Source organism: Bacillus sp. 1A (assembly GCF_052682215.1).
Genome location: NZ_JBQYLZ010000001.1, coordinates 1,506,671 through 1,523,315 on the forward strand (window position 1 = coordinate 1,506,671; position 16,645 = coordinate 1,523,315).

The following is a 16,645-nucleotide window of genomic DNA, read 5'->3' on the forward strand; positions in this document are numbered from 1 at the left end:
CGAAAAGTCAGTATATTTAGATAAATTTAAAGGGTATATAATTTTTTTGACGAATAAATAAGTTAGAGAAAATTACGGATAAAAATAGCCCGAACCATGCAGGGCATGATTCGGGCTTATATTCAGCTTAGTAAGCTAAGCTGAATAGACCTTTAATGTGTGATAAGTAACGAACGTTACTTGCTTCTTTCATTAATGATGCTGGTAAGCCTTTAAGTGGAGTATTGCTTGCTCCAATTGTAGCAACAGCATCTTTACGTCCTAGACTAGCAAGTGTTCCAGAGTTTACAGGTGCGAACTCTTCGAATGCTTTGCCTTCTAGTGCTGCGTATAAGTTGTATCCAATTAACTCACCCATTTGCCAAGCGATTTGTGCAGTTGGTGGGTATGGACGTCCGTCTGGAGCGAAGACAACAGCGCTGTCTCCAGCAACGAATACGTCTTTGTGAGAAGTAGATTGTAGGTATGCATCAACTGTTGCACGGCCACGGTTTACTTCAAGACCTGATTCACCGATTAATGGGTTACCTTGTACGCCGCCTGTCCAAACGAATGTGTTAGCAACAAGTTTTTGACCGTCTTTTAAGTCGATTTCATTGCCAGCAACGTTTGTTACAGGAAGACCTGTTAAGAATGTAACACCGCGTGCTTCTAGGCTAGTAGTTGCACGTTCGATTAAGTGGTCTGGTAATACTGGAAGGATTTTTGGACCTGCTTCAACAAGAAGAAGTTTAACTTCTTTTGGATTTACGCCGTGGCTTTTTGCAAGTTTAGGCATAATGTCAGCAAGCTCACCAACTAGCTCAACGCCAGTTAATCCGCCACCACCGATTACGATTGTAGCATCAGCTTCGTTTTTCGTTTTCGCGTATTCACGAATACGGTCTTCAACGTGTTTGTAGATTTTGTTTGCATCAGCAGCAGATTTTAATACCATGCTGTTTTCTTCTAGTCCTGGAATACCGAAGTAAGCAGTTTTACTTCCTAAAGCAACTACAAGTGCATCGTAAGATAAAGTAGTGCCACCAGCTAGTTTAATTTCTTTGCTATCAACTGAGAATGACTCAACTGTTGCGATTTTAAGATCGATGTCTTTACCTTTGAAAAGCTTTGTAAGTGGCATTGCAATTGCTTGCTCAGCAACGTTACCAGCTGCAAGGCGGTGTAGTTCAGTGATGATTTGGTGTGTTGGGTATTGGTTAATCACTGTAACTTGTGCTTCTGATTTGCTGTAATATTTACGTACGTTTAAAGCGGCAAGAAGACCGCCATAACCAGCGCCTAAGATGACAATTTGTTTTGACATAGTATGATATCCCCCGTCTTTACTAATTGTTGTTATAAGTTAACTTATTTATTGTTACGTTCTGCACTAATTTGAAGATATGCGTTCACAAAGCGGAACATTTTTTGCGCTTGTGGGTCTTTTAATAATTTTAATAGACCGAACAGGCCGATAACTTCGTTGCTTTCGTCAGCACGATCTTTCGCTTCGATTGCAGTAGCAGCCATGCTTTTCACTGTATCTTTTACAGGTTCTACAAGCTCTGTGATTGCACCAACAGTGTCGCTTTTTAATACTTCATCAGTAGCAACAGTTTGAGCGAAGTCATAAGACTTAGTTAAAATGTTAACAAGCTCAGTTAATTTTGGAAGCTGTTCTACTAGTGTAGTTAATGATTCTTGTACCTCAGGTTTTAACAACTGATCAAGTACATCAAGTTGTCCTTGGCTAGCAGAAATTTGTACAGTTTCTTGTTCTGGCTTTGTTTGAGTCATAGTTTCTGGCATCTCCAATTCTCCTTTACGATAGCAATACTCTTATTTTTGATAGGTAAGATAGTAAACGTTTGCGAAACTTTATACAAAGTTTCACAAAGCACAATAAAATGCCTTTAAATTTATGCCAGCAAGTAAGCTGAAATCATAAATCCAAAACCATAATGTCCTACCTATTATTTATGAACTGTCCGATACATGGCTTGTCCGCATAATGGAAAGTTCCTTTATCGGAAAGTGTATATAATATATATCCTATATTATATACTATATACACCTATGTTAACATAAAAATGATTCCTAATTATTTGATATTAAGCGTATAATGTAGTACTGACAAGGCGTGAAAGCGCATAAATTATTTTGTTAAGGTTAGAAATGTACGTATATATAAATAAAAAAAGGAAAAAATGGACAAATTTATGTTCATTTTTTCCTTTTTTTATTGTTCACCTTCTGTAATTAGCATCGATGTGTTACCGCTTTTTTCAAGGTGGCATTCGCCCCAAGTACAAAGAGAATCAAGAATGGATTCTAAAGACCAACCGTAGTCTGTAAGAGAATATTCTACTTTCGGTGGTACTTGATTGTATACCTTTCTTTGAATAACTCCGTCTTCTTCTAATTCGCGTAATTGCTGTGTTAACATCTTTTGTGTAATACCAGGCATGAGACGTTTTAATTCACTCGTTCTCTTTGTACCTTTCGTTAAGTGGCAAAGAATAACGACTTTCCATTTTCCACCGATGACCTCTAAAGTCGCTTCAACGGGAATATTATATTTCTTCATATAAAAAATCTCCTTTGATGAATGTAGATTTTAGTTCTCCAACAAAAGAAGCCAAATAATTTAAATGTTACTAAAAAGTACCTATAGCACTTTAAAGTACGTACTTTTTATCATGTTGAATATGTTCCATAATAGCATACGTAACAGGGAAATGAGTAGTACGGTACTAAAAAGTGCCTATGTTACTTTTTGGTACCTATCGTACTTTAAAGTGCGTTCTTCAAAAAAAGAGTGAAGCCATTCATAATAGTATATATCAGCAGTAACATTATTTGTTAGAAGAAAAAAGGCCTTTTTTCATACTATTATGATTGGATTTCTCGTATTAAGGAGGAGTTCAATTGAATTCATATACAGTATCTTCTTCGGTAGTACAGACGAATCGGAGAAGCATGTTTGCTTTATTAGCACTAGCAATTAGTGCGTTTGGAATTGGTACAACCGAATTTATTAGTGTCGGTTTATTACTATCTATTTCAGAGGATTTACATGTTTCTGTTACAACAGCGGGTTTAACCGTTTCTTTATATGCATTAGGAGTAGCGTTTGGTGCCCCAGTATTAACGTCATTAACAGCTAGTATGTCGCGAAAGACGTTATTAATGTGGATTATGATTATTTTCATTATTGGTAATGGAATTGCGGCAGTGGCAACAAGTTTTACTGTGTTGCTTATCGCAAGGGTTGTATCTGCGTTTGCACACGGCGTTTTTATGTCGATAGGATCCACAATTGCGGCTGCGCTTGTACCAGAGAATAAACGTGCGAGTGCAATTGCATTTATGTTTACTGGTTTAACTGTTGCGACCATTACAGGCGTACCGATTGGAACATTTATCGGTCAGCAATTTGGCTGGAGAGCATCGTTTATGGTAATTGTGGCAATTGGAATCGTTGCCTTAATTGCCAACAGTATGCTGATTCCGTCTAACTTGAAAAAAGGTACATCCGTAGCATTTCGTGATCAATTCAAACTGATTACGAATGGAAGGCTATTACTTGTATTTATTATTACTGCATTAGGATACGGGGGAACATTCGTAACGTTTACGTATTTATCTCCGCTATTACAAGAAGTAACAGGGTTTGAAGCAAGTACTGTTACTATCATTTTATTAGTGTATGGAATCGCCATTGCGATAGGGAATATGGTCGGCGGAAAGTTATCGAATCATAATCCGATTCGAGCGCTATTTTACATGTTCTTTATTCAAGCAATTGTATTATTTGTTTTAACATTTACAGCGCCATTTAAAGTCGCTGGACTCATCACAATTATTTTTATGGGACTATTTGCGTTTATGAATGTTCCAGGGCTACAAGTGTATGTCGTTATATTAGCTGAGAGATTTGTTCCAAGTGCTGTTGATGTGGCATCAGCGATTAACATTGCAGCATTTAACGCAGGAATTGCTCTTGGTGCTTACTTGGGCGGTATTGTAACGAACTCGTTAGGGTTAATTCATACGGCCTGGGTAGGTGGCATCATGGTAGCAGGGGCTGTTATTTTAACAGCGTGGAGTATGACATTAGAAAAAAGAGATCAAGTGAAATAAGGGAGAGAAAATATAATGAAAAATTTACAAAGTAAAACAACATTGCATAATGGTGTAGAAATGCCTTGGTTCGGTTTAGGTGTATTTAAAGTAGAAGATGGACCAGAACTTGTAGAAGCGGTAAAATCGGCGATTAAAGCAGGATACCGCAGTATTGATACAGCTGCGATTTATGGAAATGAAAAAGCAGTTGGAGAAGGAATTCGCGCTGGTATAAAAGAAGCCGGGATTACTCGAGAAGATTTATTTATTACTTCAAAAGTGTGGAATTCGGATCAAGGATATGAAACGACACTTGCTGCATATGAAGAGAGCTTAAAAAAATTAGAGCTAGATTATTTAGACTTATATCTTGTCCATTGGCCTGTAGAAGGGAAATACAAAGATACGTGGAGAGCGTTAGAAACACTGTATAAAGAAGATCGTGTGCGTGCAATTGGCGTAAGTAACTTCCAAATTCACCATCTGAAAGACGTATTAGCAGGTGCAGAAATGAAACCGATGATTAACCAAGTGGAATATCACCCTCGTTTAACACAAAAAGAATTACAAGCGTTCTGTAAAGAACAAGGTATTCAAATGGAAGCATGGTCACCACTTATGCAAGGTCAATTATTAGATAACGAAACATTACAAGAGATTGCTGATAAGCATGATAAAACGACAGCTCAAATTATTTTACGTTGGGATCTTCAAAATGAGGTTGTAACAATTCCGAAATCAACGAAAGAACACCGCATTATTGCAAATGCTGATATATTTAATTTTGAATTAACGAAAGAAGATATGGAGAAAATTGATGCGTTAAATGAAAATCATCGCGTTGGTCCAGATCCTGATAACTTTGATTTCTAAACTTATAGTGGAGAGCAAGAGTGCAAACAGTTTGCACTCTTTTTTGTTTTGTTTATGCATAAAAAAAGTTTCTAACTAAATAATAAACAGAAGAAAATTTGTTATTTCATAAGGGGTTGTAAACATGAATATAAAAAGATCGTTCAAGCTAATGGCTGCTTTTTTGAGTGTTTTATTTGTATTTGCGAACTTATTATTTCCACTTCAAAAAGCATTCGCGGAAGTTATGGATCATACAAAGTATGAAATGGATTGGAGTTATAGTAAGTCAAAGAAGAAACCAATTCGAACAGAGCTTATTAAAACAGCAGATGGAAAAATTGCCTTTTGCTTAAATGTAGATTTGAAATCTCCAAGCGGTCAAGATTTACCGGAAATGGGCAAAGTGGATATTAATGTATACCGTGTACTGTTAAATGGGTATCCGCAAAAGAGTCCACAAGAATTAGGTGTTTCTGATTGGAGAGAGGCACATTATGCAACGCAGCTTGCAGTATGGAATGCGTTAAAACAAATTGATATTAACGATTTAGATTTCCGTAATAAAAATGTAGAAAAGGTAACGAAAGACATCGTTGCAAAAGCAAATGCTAGTGAAGAATTACAAGAAATTACGATGAGTGTCGTACCATCAGAAGAACAACAAGCAGTGTTGAAAAATGATTTCTTTGAAACAGGTTTATATACAGTAGAAACAAATGCGAAAAGCGGAACGTATAAAGTGCAAGCAACAGGTGCACCAGCGGGAGCGAAATTTGTAAATGAAAAAGGCGAAGCAAAAACAGAATTTAATGTAGGAGAAAAGTTCCGCATTTTAATTCCGAAACAAACACCAGCTGGTGGATTTAGCTTTAAAGTATTAGGGAATTTAACAAAGTTACAAGGGATTGCACATAAAGGGACACCGACTATTCAAAATGCAGTTGTATTACTTGAGCGTAGTGAAGAAAAAACAAGTCCGGAGTTATCGGTAAGTTGGAAAACAACAAATGGTCATGAAAATAATAAACCACATACTCCAAATGAACCACATAAACCGAATCAAAAGAGATAATGAAAAAGCATTGGCGTGTGCCAATGCTTTTTTGCATTTCTTGCATTGCCAGTACTAACGATTTGATGAGTTACGATATAATGAGGATGATAAATTAGAAAGAGAGATAAAAGATGAACCTTCGTATTTGTGAAATAACGAAAGAAAATCGGCATGAAATTGCTAATTTAAAAGTAACAGAAGAACAGCATAAATTCATTGAAAGCACAGTCGCAAATTGTTTAGTTGATGCTGAAACAAAATATAAAGAAGATGCAATTTCGATAGGGCTATATGATGGTGATACACCTATCGGATATGCAATGTATGGCTGGTTTGAGGAAGAAGAAAAGGCTGTATATTTAAATCAATTTGTCATTGATAGTGCATGCCAAGGAAAAGGGTATGCAAAACCATTATTACGTTTGTTAATAGAGCATTTAAAAAAAGAATATAATCGTAAAGTTATGTATTTAAGCATACATCCAGAAAACAAGCTTGCCCAAAAATTATATGAGTCAATTGGGTTCCATTTAACCGGTGAAATGGAAGATGAGTGGCTGCACGGAAAAGGATTTGTAATGAAACGTATACTGGATTAATAAAAACCTGTCCGGAAGATTAGTATCTTTTGGACAGTTTTTTTATTCTAAAATAGCATTAAAGTTAGAAATCTAAACGTTACGATTTTTGGATTAAATTCATAAAATTGTAATATTAATCTAATTGAAAAGTCTATCTAACGAGAAAAAAATCGTGTACAATTCATTTTGGAAAAACTGTCCATAGATGGATGCCTATGAATGAATTGTAAAAAACGATATTTTTATACACATTTTTCATGTATAGACAACAATACACATTAAATGTATTTCTTATCATTATCCCGTGATGTAAAAAAGGAGAACTCATCATAAAACATAGAGAAAGATGAGGAGGAATTTTAGACTTGAAATTTTTTGCTATATAAGAAAGCGAATATATATAGGGAATAAAGGTAAGCGATATTGGGGCGCGAAGTTTTGTTGTGTATTTAAAATGGTTGTATAAAGAGAAATTGATTTTGCAGTAAGTGAATGTATCTATGATGGTTTGCATTACAAAAAGAATAGGGGACACAGATTATGTCGAAGAAAAAGACGAGTAGGGTATTAGTAGCTGGAATATGTATATCTACATTATTATCGCCAGTAGCTTTCGAAGCATCAAAAGGATATGCGGCACCTTTGGAAGAGAATAAGGGTGGGAATTTAGAAGAGGTTAAAGAGAATAAGTTTGAGCAGAGAGTGTTTCAGTTACCGGGTAAAGGTAGCGTGGATGAAGAAAATAAACGTTTAAGAGTTAGTTGGAAACTTTCTGCGAATGAACCGACTGGAATTTATGCAGAGCCAAATGAAGAGATTACAATTGATATAAAAGGAACGCAGTCTATTCAAGCTTTTATTGGAACGAGATCTTATGATGAAAAGGCACCGGAAGAGTTTGATTTAAAACCAGGGAAAAATGTTATTTCATCTCCAAGAGGCGGTATTTTATATTTTTATAATATGAATAACGAAGGAGAAGTAACAGCTTCAGTTACGAATGGTGGTAGTCACTTCCCTTTATTTATTTTAGGTAAGCATACGAAAAAAGATTTTGATGAAATGTTGAAGAAATATAAGGATCCTTATGCAGTTGAATTAAAAGGTGAGAGAAGTTTAATTACTGCGAGTTATAATGCTGTCCAAGATCATATGAACGATACAAATCCAACAAAGTTAATGAAATTACACGATAAGATTATTCGTTTGGAAAATGCAGTAGCGGGATTATCTGAAGACGGTGTTGGGGTTGCAAAATCTCCAAATCATTACGTTCAGTTTGTTGAAAAACGGAATCCTGATGAAGATGACTTTATGTTTGCGACAAATTATCATACAGGGTATATTCCAAGCGCAATGAATAGAGTTTTAGATATAGAAGTGCTTGAAAAGGATGGATGGGGACCATGGCATGAAGTTGGACACTTACATCAGCAAGCACCTTGGAAGTGGTCTAAAGTAAGCGAAGTCACAGTAAATATTTACTCATTAGCCGTTCAAAAGGCGTTAGGGAACCGATTAGAAATGGATGAGCACTATAAAAAATCATTTGAATATTTAGAGAAGCCTAAAGCAGAAAGGATCATTGATGACATTAATCCTCTTACAATGTTTTGGCAATTAAATGTAGTGTATGGAGAACATTTCTATCCTAGGTTACATCAAGCTTATCGTTTGTTACCACAGAGTGAAATGCCCGCGTCTGATGAAGAGAAAAAGCAAATGTTTGTTTATATGACATCAAAAGTGGCAGGGCAAAATTTAATTCCTTTCTTTGAGGAATGGGGATTAACGCCAAATAATGATATTAGAGAGAAAATAGAAAAATTAAATTTACCTAAATTAGAAAAAGAAATATGGAAAGCTACAGATAGTAATGATATTCGTGAAAAGCAAGTTGAACCGTATAAGGTTCCGTATGGTGAACCTGCTAATGAGGTGCAAAACCTTTTAGTTGGTACAGATTCTGATGAGAATCAAGCAAGTAAACTAGTCCGAAACTTAGGGGAGAATGTAAAAGTAACAGGTAAGATTATATGGTCTAAATTACAGGAGGGAAACCAGGAAGTATTAGTAGAAATTGAGGATGAGAAGGGAAATAAAAATTCAATTCCTGTTCAAGTTAATGGGATTTATGGTGACAGTATCATTTTTCAAGGGATTTCAAATGATGTAATATCAACAGTGATGCTTCGTCACAATGAAAAAAAATTAAATGTAAACTTTACTAATAATAAAATACATTACCGTTTTGAAAAAGAACAATATATGGGCTTAACGGTATATGATCGAAATGGGATTGAAAAGAAAAGTGTATCTGCAGAAGGACAAGAAAATGGAAAACGATTTGCGGTTGAATTAAACGGAATGGACTTTGAGTATGGTGATGTAGTAAAAGTATTCCACGCAGAACCAGATCGTTTGAAGTGGTACCAAAATAATAAACTTGCAGATCAAGGAAAGGCTAAAAATAAAAAAGAAAAATTCTTTAAGATTACTCCGCAAGGCTTTGAATTAAAAGATGGTTTGCAAGAAGTAACAGCAAAACCACAACAAGTAGTAATCGGAACAGACGTTGAAAAGTTAGATCCAAAAGCTTTTGTTGAGGTAAAAGATGGAGAAGTAATTGGGTTTGTAGAAAAACCAACTACATCAAAAGTCGGAAAACAAACAGTAAAAGTAGAAACGAAAGATCGTTTCGGAAATAAGCAAGTAACAGAAGTGCCAGTAGAAGTGGTTTATGGAGATAGTATTGCATATGTCGGATATGGCGATGATATTGCTTCAATTGTAACTTTAAAGCACGAAGAGAAGAGATTCCATGCGACTGATATGGATAGCGAAATTCATGAGTATTTTAATAAAGAGCTATACATGGGGATCACGTTATACGATGGAGAAGGAAAAGAGAAAAAACATGTAACGGCAGAAGGGCAAGAAACTTCAAAGAACTTTGCAGAGCAAGTCAATGGTATGCAGTTCGAGTATGGAGATGTAGTGAAAGTATTCCACGCAGAACCAGATCGTTTGAAATGGTATCAAAATAATAACCTTACTGGTCAAGGTGAGAAAAAAGGAACGAAAGAACTATTCTTCAAAGTAACAGAAAAAGGTTTTGAGAGAATGGACGTGTTACAAGAAGTAACGGCGAAACCACAAACCGTAGTAGTCGGAACAGAAATTGAAAAGCTAGATGCGAAAAATTTTGTGGAAGTAAAAGGCGGAGAAGTAGTTGGATTTGTGGAGCAACCAAATACAACGAAAATCGGAAAACAAACAGTAAAAGTAGAAACGAAAGATCGTTTCGGAAATAAGCAAGTAACAGAAGTGCCAGTAGAAGTGATTTACGGAGATAGTATTGCATATGTCGGATATGGCGATGATATTGCTTCAATTGTAACTTTAAAGCACGAAGAGAAGAGATTCCATGCAACTGATATGGAGAGACAAATTCATCAGTATTTTAATAAAGAGCGCTACATAGGAATTACTTTATATGATAGAGAAGGAAAAGAGAAAAAACATGTAACGGCAGAAGGGCAAGAAACTTCAAAGAATTTTGCAGAGCAAGTAAATGGTATGCAGTTCGAGTATGGAGATGTAGTGAAAGTATTTCACGCAGAACCAGATCGTTTGAAATGGTATCAAAATAATAACCTTACTGGTCAAGGTGAGAAAAAAGGAACGAAAGAACTATTCTTCAAAGTAACAGAAAAAGGTTTTGAGAGAATGGACGTGTTACAAGAAGTAACGGCGAAACCACAAACCGTAGTAGTCGGAACAGAAATTGAAAAGCTAGATGCGAAAAATTTTGTGGAAGTAAAAGGCGGAGAAGTAGTTGGATTTGTGGAGCAACCAAATACAACGAAAATCGGAAAACAAACAGTAAAAGTAGAAACGAAAGATCGTTTCGGAAATAAGCAAGTAACAGAAGTGCCAGTAGAAGTGATTTACGGAGATAGTATTGCATATGTCGGATATGGCGATGATATTGCTTCAATTGTAACTTTAAAGCACGAAGAGAAGAGATTCCATGCAACTGATATGGAGAGACAAATTCATCAGTATTTTAATAAAGAGCGCTACATAGGAATTACTTTATATGATAGAGAAGGAAAAGAGAAAAAACATGTAACGGCAGAAGGGCAAGAAACTTCAAAGAATTTTGCAGAGCAAGTAAATGGTATGCAGTTCGAGTATGGAGATGTAGTGAAAGTATTTCACGCAGAACCAGATCGTTTGAAATGGTATCAAAATAATAACCTTACTGGTCAAGGTGAGAAAAAAGGAACGAAAGAACTATTCTTCAAAGTAACAGAAAAAGGTTTTGAGAGAATGGACATGCTACAAGAAGTAACAGCAAAACCACAACAAGTAGTAGTTGGAACAAATGTAGAAAAGTTAGACGTGAAAAACTTTGTTGAAATAAAAGATGGAGAAGTAATCGGTTTTGTAGAAAAGCCAAATACATCGAAAATCGGTGAGCAAAAAGTAAAAGTAGAAACGAAAGATCGTTTTGGAAATAAGCAAGTGACAGAAGTACGGTTAGAAGTGATTTATGGTGATAGTATTATGTTCTTTGGTACAGGTTATAACGGAAGTAATATCAAATCGGTTGTCACATTAAATCATGAAGAAAAGAAATTAAATACAATAGGTACAGAAGGCCCGACTCATTCTCATTTTATAAATAAAAAGTATATGGGATTAACTGTATATGACCAAGAAGGTAAAGAAAAGAAGCAAATGATACTAGAGGGAACGGAAAATACAAAAGCATTTGCAGAGCAATTTAATGGAATGCCTTATGAATACGGTGATGTAGTAAAAGTATATCAGGCTGAATTCGATCGCTTTAAAGTATATAAAAAGAATGAATTGATAGACACGAAGTACGGTGTAAATGAAGTGCTCTTTAAGATTACAGAGCAAGGTTTCGAGCGAATGGAAGCTTTACAAGAAATAAAAGTAGTGCCGCAAAAAGTAGTAATCGGAACAAATAGTGAAACATTAGATGTGAAGAAGTTTGTTGAAGTAAAAGATGGAGAAGTAATCGGTTTTGTAGAAAAACTAGATACATCAAAAATCGGTAAGCAAAAAGCGAAAATAGAAACAAAAGACCGCTTTGGGAATAAGAAAGTGACAGAAGTGCCGGTAGAAGTAACATATGGAGACAGTCTAGTGTATCAGGGGCTAAGTAATAGTGTTCGTTCAATTGTAACGTTAGATCATGAAGAAAAGAAATTGCATGCAACATATACAAATGAACAAATTCATAGCTACTTTAAAAACGAACTATACATGGGGATTACGTTATATGATGGAGAAGGAAATGAGAAAAAACATGTAACAGCAGAAGGGCAAGAAACTTCAAAGAATTTTGCTGAACAAGTAAATGGAACTTCATTCCAGTATGGAGATGTAGTGAAAGTGTATCATGCCGAATCAGGTCGTTTAATTTGGTACAAAAATAGTGAGTTAGTTGGAAAAGGAGATAAAAAAAAGTTTAAAGAAATTTCCTTCAAGATTACTCCAAATGGCTTAGAACAAGTGCAATAATAAGAAAAAGCTCGTAAAACATTATGTTTTACGAGCTTTTTCTTATTACTCAGCTTCAGAAACTACTGTGAAGCGTTCGTTTACGTGTTTTGGATTTTCGATTTCATCAAGTGCTGCAACTGCGAAGTCTTCGTAACTTACGTAGCTATCACCTTTTGCGTTAACAAGAAGATTGTCTTGTCCAGCTGTATAAGAACCAGTACGTTTTCCTAATGCGAATAGTGCAGAAGGGCTGATGAATGTCCAGGTAATATCGTTTGTTTGTTGCAGAATTTCTAAGTTTTTACCTTGGTTTTGAGCTGTTGCAAGGTATTCATTTGGGAAACCTGGCGTATCAAATACACGCGTTGTTTTCTCTTCGTCTACAAATAAGCTTCCAGCGCCGCCAACTACAAGTAATTTTGTGTTAGGTGCACCTTTCATAGCTTCAATTAGTACGTTTCCTGCATCTACGTGAAGGTGTTCTTCGCCTGCCGGAGCGCCGAATGCATTTACAACTACATCAAATGCTTGTAGGTCATTAGATGTAAGAGCGAATACATCTTTCTCTAAAACTTTTATATTTTCTTCTGTAATTTTTGCAGCGTTTCTTACGATTGCAGTTACTTCATGTCCGCGATCTAATGCTTCTTTTAAAATACGACTTCCTGCTTTACCAGTTGCTCCGATGATTCCGATTTTCATAATAAATCCCTCCAAAGTGTTTTGTTAAAGTGTATATCTGAAAGTAAATGAATTTGTTGTAATAAGGTTTGTTACAACCTGATGTAATCATTATAGTTACAGGTAGGTGTTTTTGTCAATGGTGTTGTTTGCAGATTTATTTTTTGTTTTAGTATGTACAGTTAAATGGAGGAGAGTCATAAAAAGATTGTTACGTTATAAATCACTAACATTTGGAAAAGAGTAAATTGTCGAAAAATGTTGATTTTTAAATATTTTTTAAATATAATTCGTTTTATGAAGAAAAAGGAGGGGGTAATTGTATGAATATTTTAGAGCAATTCGTTTCATCAACGAATACAATTCTTTGGTCGTATATTCTTATTGCAATGTTAATTGGTTTAGGTCTTTATTTTTCTATTAAATTGAAATTCGTACAAATCACTCATTTAGGGGAAATGGTTCGACTAATGAGTGATGGATTAACTGGAAAGACGCGTAAAAAAGGTAGTGTATCTTCTTTCCAAGCGTTCTGTATGAGTTCAGCAGCTCGTATTGGAATCGGGAACTTAGCCGGTGTAGCGTTAGCTATTTCTATGGGAGGACCTGGAGCGGTATTTTGGATGTGGGTTATTGCGATTATCGGTGCGTCTTCGAGCTTCGTGGAGAGTACGCTTGCGCAAATTTATAAAGTAAAAGATGGTAGTGGTTTCCGTGGCGGTCCTGCTTATTATATGGAAAAAGGTTTAAATAAACGTTGGATGGGAATTTGGTTCTCTATTCTAATTACAATTACTTACGGATTAATTTTCAACTCCGTACAAGCAAATACAGTTACATTAGCATTTAAAAATGCCTTTGGTATTGAGCGTTACGTTGTTGGGATTGTGTTAGCGGTATTAGTCGCGGTTATTATTTTTGGTGGTGTAAAAAGTATTGCGCGTATGTCTGAAATGATCGTTCCGCCAATGGCGCTTATTTATATTGCAGTAGCAATTTTCGTCGTTATTAAAAATTATTATTTAATACCGGATATGTTTACTGAAATTTTTAAAGGGGCATTTGGCTTAGATTCAGCTGTAGGTGGCGGTATCGGTGCTGCAATGAAATATGGTATTCAACGCGGATTATTTGCGAACGAAGCAGGTATGGGTAGTGCACCAAACGCGGCAGCAACAGCGGATGTAACACATCCAGCAAAGCAAGGTTTTATTCAAACAATTGGCGTATTAGTAGATACATTCTTAGTATGTACATCGACGGCATTTATCGTACTATGTTCTGGTGCATATAAAGCAACAAATTTAGAAGGTATTGAGTTAACGCAAAATGCATTAAGTTCACAAATTGGTCCGTGGGCAAGCAGTTTCTTAGCAATTATTATTTTCTTATTTGCATTCAGTTCTCTTCTAGGAAACTACTATTATGGTGAAACAAATATTGAATTTATTAAACAAAGTAAAACTTGGTTAACAATTTACCGTATTGCGGTAGTTGCAATGGTGTTATTTGGTTCTGTTGCAACGCTTCAAGTTGTATGGAATATGGCGGATTTATTTATGGGACTAATGGTAATGACAAATTTAATTGCGATTACACTTCTTGGCCGATTTGCATATGCTGCTTTGGCAGACTATGTAAGGCAAAAGAAACAAGGAAAAGATCCGGTGTTCAGTGCAGATTCTATTCCGGGTTTAACGAATACAGAGTGTTGGGATAAGCCGGTTGTAAAAAATAAAGAAAAAGCAGTGTAATGAAAAGATGAGTATCGAGCAGAATTCGATACTCATCTTTTTTGTTGTAATACATGATGTAAAGTGTAATTCGGTTTGTTTTTCTTGCTATGTTCAGTATAGAAATAATTGGTTGAATAGGTGTAGGGATGTTTGTGCTATTTTCCTTGTTTTAGTATAGAAAAAAACAAACATGTCATATATGATAACAATTACATGTTAGAAAACCTTACATCTTCTTGTCGAAAATTGTTGATTGTTTAAAGTTTTTAGAATATAATTTTCTTATTGTGAAGAAGAGGGGGCAATGCAATTATGGATTTTTTAACTAATGTAATTGGGGATATAAATAATGTTCTTTGGTCATATATAATCATTGCGATGTTAATTGGGTTAGGACTTTACTTTTCATTTCGTGTGAAATTTGTCCAAGTTCGTTACTTCGGTGAAATGATTCGTTTGCTTGGGGATGGGGCAAGTTCGAAAACGAGGAAAGCACAAAAAGAGAAGAGTGGTGTATCATCGTTCCAGGCTTTTTGTATGAGTACAGCTTCTCGTGTAGGTACTGGTAACTTAGCTGGTGTAGCTATCGCGATCTCAGCAGGTGGACCAGGAGCAGTATTTTGGATGTGGTTAATTGCGGTAATTGGGGGTGCTTCTGCATTTGTAGAGAGCACATTAGCGCAAATTTATAAAGTAAAAGATGGGAATGCATTCCGTGGTGGTCCAGCTTATTATATGGAAAAGGGTTTAAATAAGCGCTGGCTTGGAGCAATTTTCTCTGTTTTAATAACAGTTAGTTTCGGATTGATTTTTAACGCTGTACAGTCTAATACTGTAGCGGCTGCTTTTGATGGGGCATTCAAAACAGACAGTAGATTAGTAGGTCTTGTAATGGCTGGTTTACTTGCAGTTATTATCTTCGGTGGAGTAAAACGTATTGCACGTGCGGTTGAAATGATCGTTCCAGTAATGGCGATTATTTATGTAGCAGTAGCATTATTCGTTGTTGTAACAAACATTACGGCAATCCCGTATGTATTTAAAGAAATTTTCTTACATGCTTTCGGAATTAAAGAAGTAGTGGGCGGGGGATTAGGAGCTGCGATTTTACTAGGGGTAAAGCGTGGATTATTCTCAAATGAAGCAGGTATGGGTAGTGCGCCGAACGCAGCTGCGACTGCAAACGTAACGCACCCAGTTAAACAAGGTTTCATTCAAACTTTAGGGGTATTTACAGATACATTATTAATTTGTAGTTGTACAGCATTTATCATTCTTTTATCAGATTTGCATAATGCAGCTGATTTAAATGGCATTCAATTAACGCAGCAAGCATTAAGTCAACATATCGGACCGTGGGCTTCTATATTTGTAGCAGTTGCAATCTTCTTGTTTGCATTTAGTTCATTAGTGGGTAACTACTACTATGGTGAAACGAATATTGAATTCTTAAATGGAAGTAAAGTGTTATTAAATGCTTATCGAATTGCTGTGCTTGGTATGGTTGTTTTAGGATCTGTAGCAACAATTCAAATCGTTTGGGATTTAGCAGATTTATTTATGGGGATTATGGCTGTTATTAACTTAGTTGCGATCGTATTCCTTTCTAAGTACGCTTTCACGGCATTATCAGATTACGTTAAGCAAAAGAAACAAGGAAAAGATCCAGTATTCTATGCGGAGTCTATTCCAGGTTTGAACAATACAGAGTGCTGGGATAAGCCAGCAGTAGCTGATAAAGAAAAAGCAGTATAATGAGGTGAGCATCAAGTGAAACTTGATGCTCATTTTTTTGTTTTATCCTGCTATTTGTGAACAGTAAAACTCTCGATTGATACGGGCTAGTAATCAGTGGGGATGATACTGATTAAAGTTTCGCTATATAATGTAAAAGACGAACATTCATGAACGTTTTATAATAAAATGTAATTTTTTTAAGAAAAGTGCGGATATGAGTTGTGATTTATGTTAGAATGGAAAATGCCTTTGAAACAAGAGGTTTTATGATCTTTCCTATCCGATTGAAGGTTTTAGAGGAGAAATGGAAAGTTCGGATTATTTCTTATTTCAAATGGTCAGACGTTCAACGT

General features: G+C 35.7%; 11 protein-coding genes. 7 read left to right on the forward strand and 4 right to left on the reverse strand.

From position 1 onward, the window contains the following. Positions 1-127 precede the first annotated feature (127 nt). The 3 genes from ACUN0F_RS07515 to ACUN0F_RS07525 all read right to left on the reverse strand — a co-directional run bounded on the left by ACUN0F_RS07515 (position 128) and on the right by ACUN0F_RS07525 (position 2,569). Positions 128-1,306, reverse strand: coding sequence for an NAD(P)/FAD-dependent oxidoreductase (locus ACUN0F_RS07515; RefSeq protein WP_000043194.1), 1,179 nt, complete (start codon positions 1,304-1,306; stop codon positions 128-130). 44 nt (positions 1,307-1,350) lie between these two features. Continuing rightward, positions 1,351-1,791: a DUF1641 domain-containing protein gene (locus tag ACUN0F_RS07520; protein ID WP_001115309.1), complete on the reverse strand. Its 441-nt coding sequence runs from the start codon at positions 1,789-1,791 to the stop codon at positions 1,351-1,353. Between the two features lie 430 nt (positions 1,792-2,221). Next, positions 2,222-2,569, reverse strand: coding sequence for a winged helix-turn-helix transcriptional regulator (locus ACUN0F_RS07525; RefSeq protein WP_000760478.1), 348 nt, complete (start codon positions 2,567-2,569; stop codon positions 2,222-2,224). A gap of 392 nt (positions 2,570-2,961) precedes the next feature. On the opposite strand from ACUN0F_RS07525, the gene ACUN0F_RS07530 reads away from it, so the two are divergent. The 5 genes from ACUN0F_RS07530 (at position 2,962) to ACUN0F_RS07550 (ending at position 12,156) form a co-directional block, all read left to right on the forward strand. Then, positions 2,962-4,125, forward strand: a complete 1,164-nt coding sequence (locus tag ACUN0F_RS07530) for an MFS transporter (RefSeq protein ID WP_445540808.1) — start codon at positions 2,962-2,964, stop codon at positions 4,123-4,125. 15 nt (positions 4,126-4,140) lie between these two features. Then, positions 4,141-4,980 (forward strand): aldo/keto reductase, encoded by an 840-nt coding sequence (locus tag ACUN0F_RS07535; RefSeq protein WP_445539317.1) that lies wholly within the window; start codon positions 4,141-4,143, stop codon positions 4,978-4,980. A gap of 124 nt (positions 4,981-5,104) precedes the next feature. Then, a complete protein-coding gene (locus ACUN0F_RS07540; protein WP_445539318.1) occupies positions 5,105-6,034 on the forward strand; it encodes a thioester domain-containing protein in 930 nt (309 codons plus the stop codon). A 113-nt stretch (positions 6,035-6,147) separates the two neighbouring features. Next, positions 6,148-6,615, forward strand: a complete 468-nt coding sequence (locus tag ACUN0F_RS07545) for a GNAT family N-acetyltransferase (protein ID WP_445539319.1) — start codon at positions 6,148-6,150, stop codon at positions 6,613-6,615. Between the two features lie 522 nt (positions 6,616-7,137). Next, the gene (locus tag ACUN0F_RS07550) at positions 7,138-12,156 is read left to right on the forward strand and encodes a putative mucin/carbohydrate-binding domain-containing protein (protein WP_445539320.1); all 5,019 of its coding nucleotides are present in this window, start codon (positions 7,138-7,140) and stop codon (positions 12,154-12,156) included. Between the two features lie 45 nt (positions 12,157-12,201). Here the strand turns inward: ACUN0F_RS07550 and ACUN0F_RS07555 are convergent, their stop codons facing one another. Next, positions 12,202-12,840 carry an NAD(P)-dependent oxidoreductase gene (locus ACUN0F_RS07555; RefSeq protein ID WP_048542416.1) on the reverse strand — a complete coding sequence of 213 codons (639 nt, stop codon included), beginning with the start codon at positions 12,838-12,840 and terminating at the stop codon, positions 12,202-12,204. Positions 12,841-13,142: 302 nt separating this feature from the next. On the opposite strand from ACUN0F_RS07555, the gene ACUN0F_RS07560 reads away from it, so the two are divergent. Together ACUN0F_RS07560 and ACUN0F_RS07565 are read left to right on the forward strand one after the other, a co-directional pair. After that, positions 13,143-14,573, forward strand: a complete 1,431-nt coding sequence (locus ACUN0F_RS07560; RefSeq protein WP_193672724.1) for an alanine/glycine:cation symporter family protein — start codon at positions 13,143-13,145, stop codon at positions 14,571-14,573. Positions 14,574-14,867: 294 nt separating this feature from the next. Beyond that, positions 14,868-16,310, forward strand: coding sequence for an alanine/glycine:cation symporter family protein (locus ACUN0F_RS07565; protein ID WP_445539321.1), 1,443 nt, complete (start codon positions 14,868-14,870; stop codon positions 16,308-16,310). Positions 16,311-16,645 lie beyond the last annotated feature (335 nt).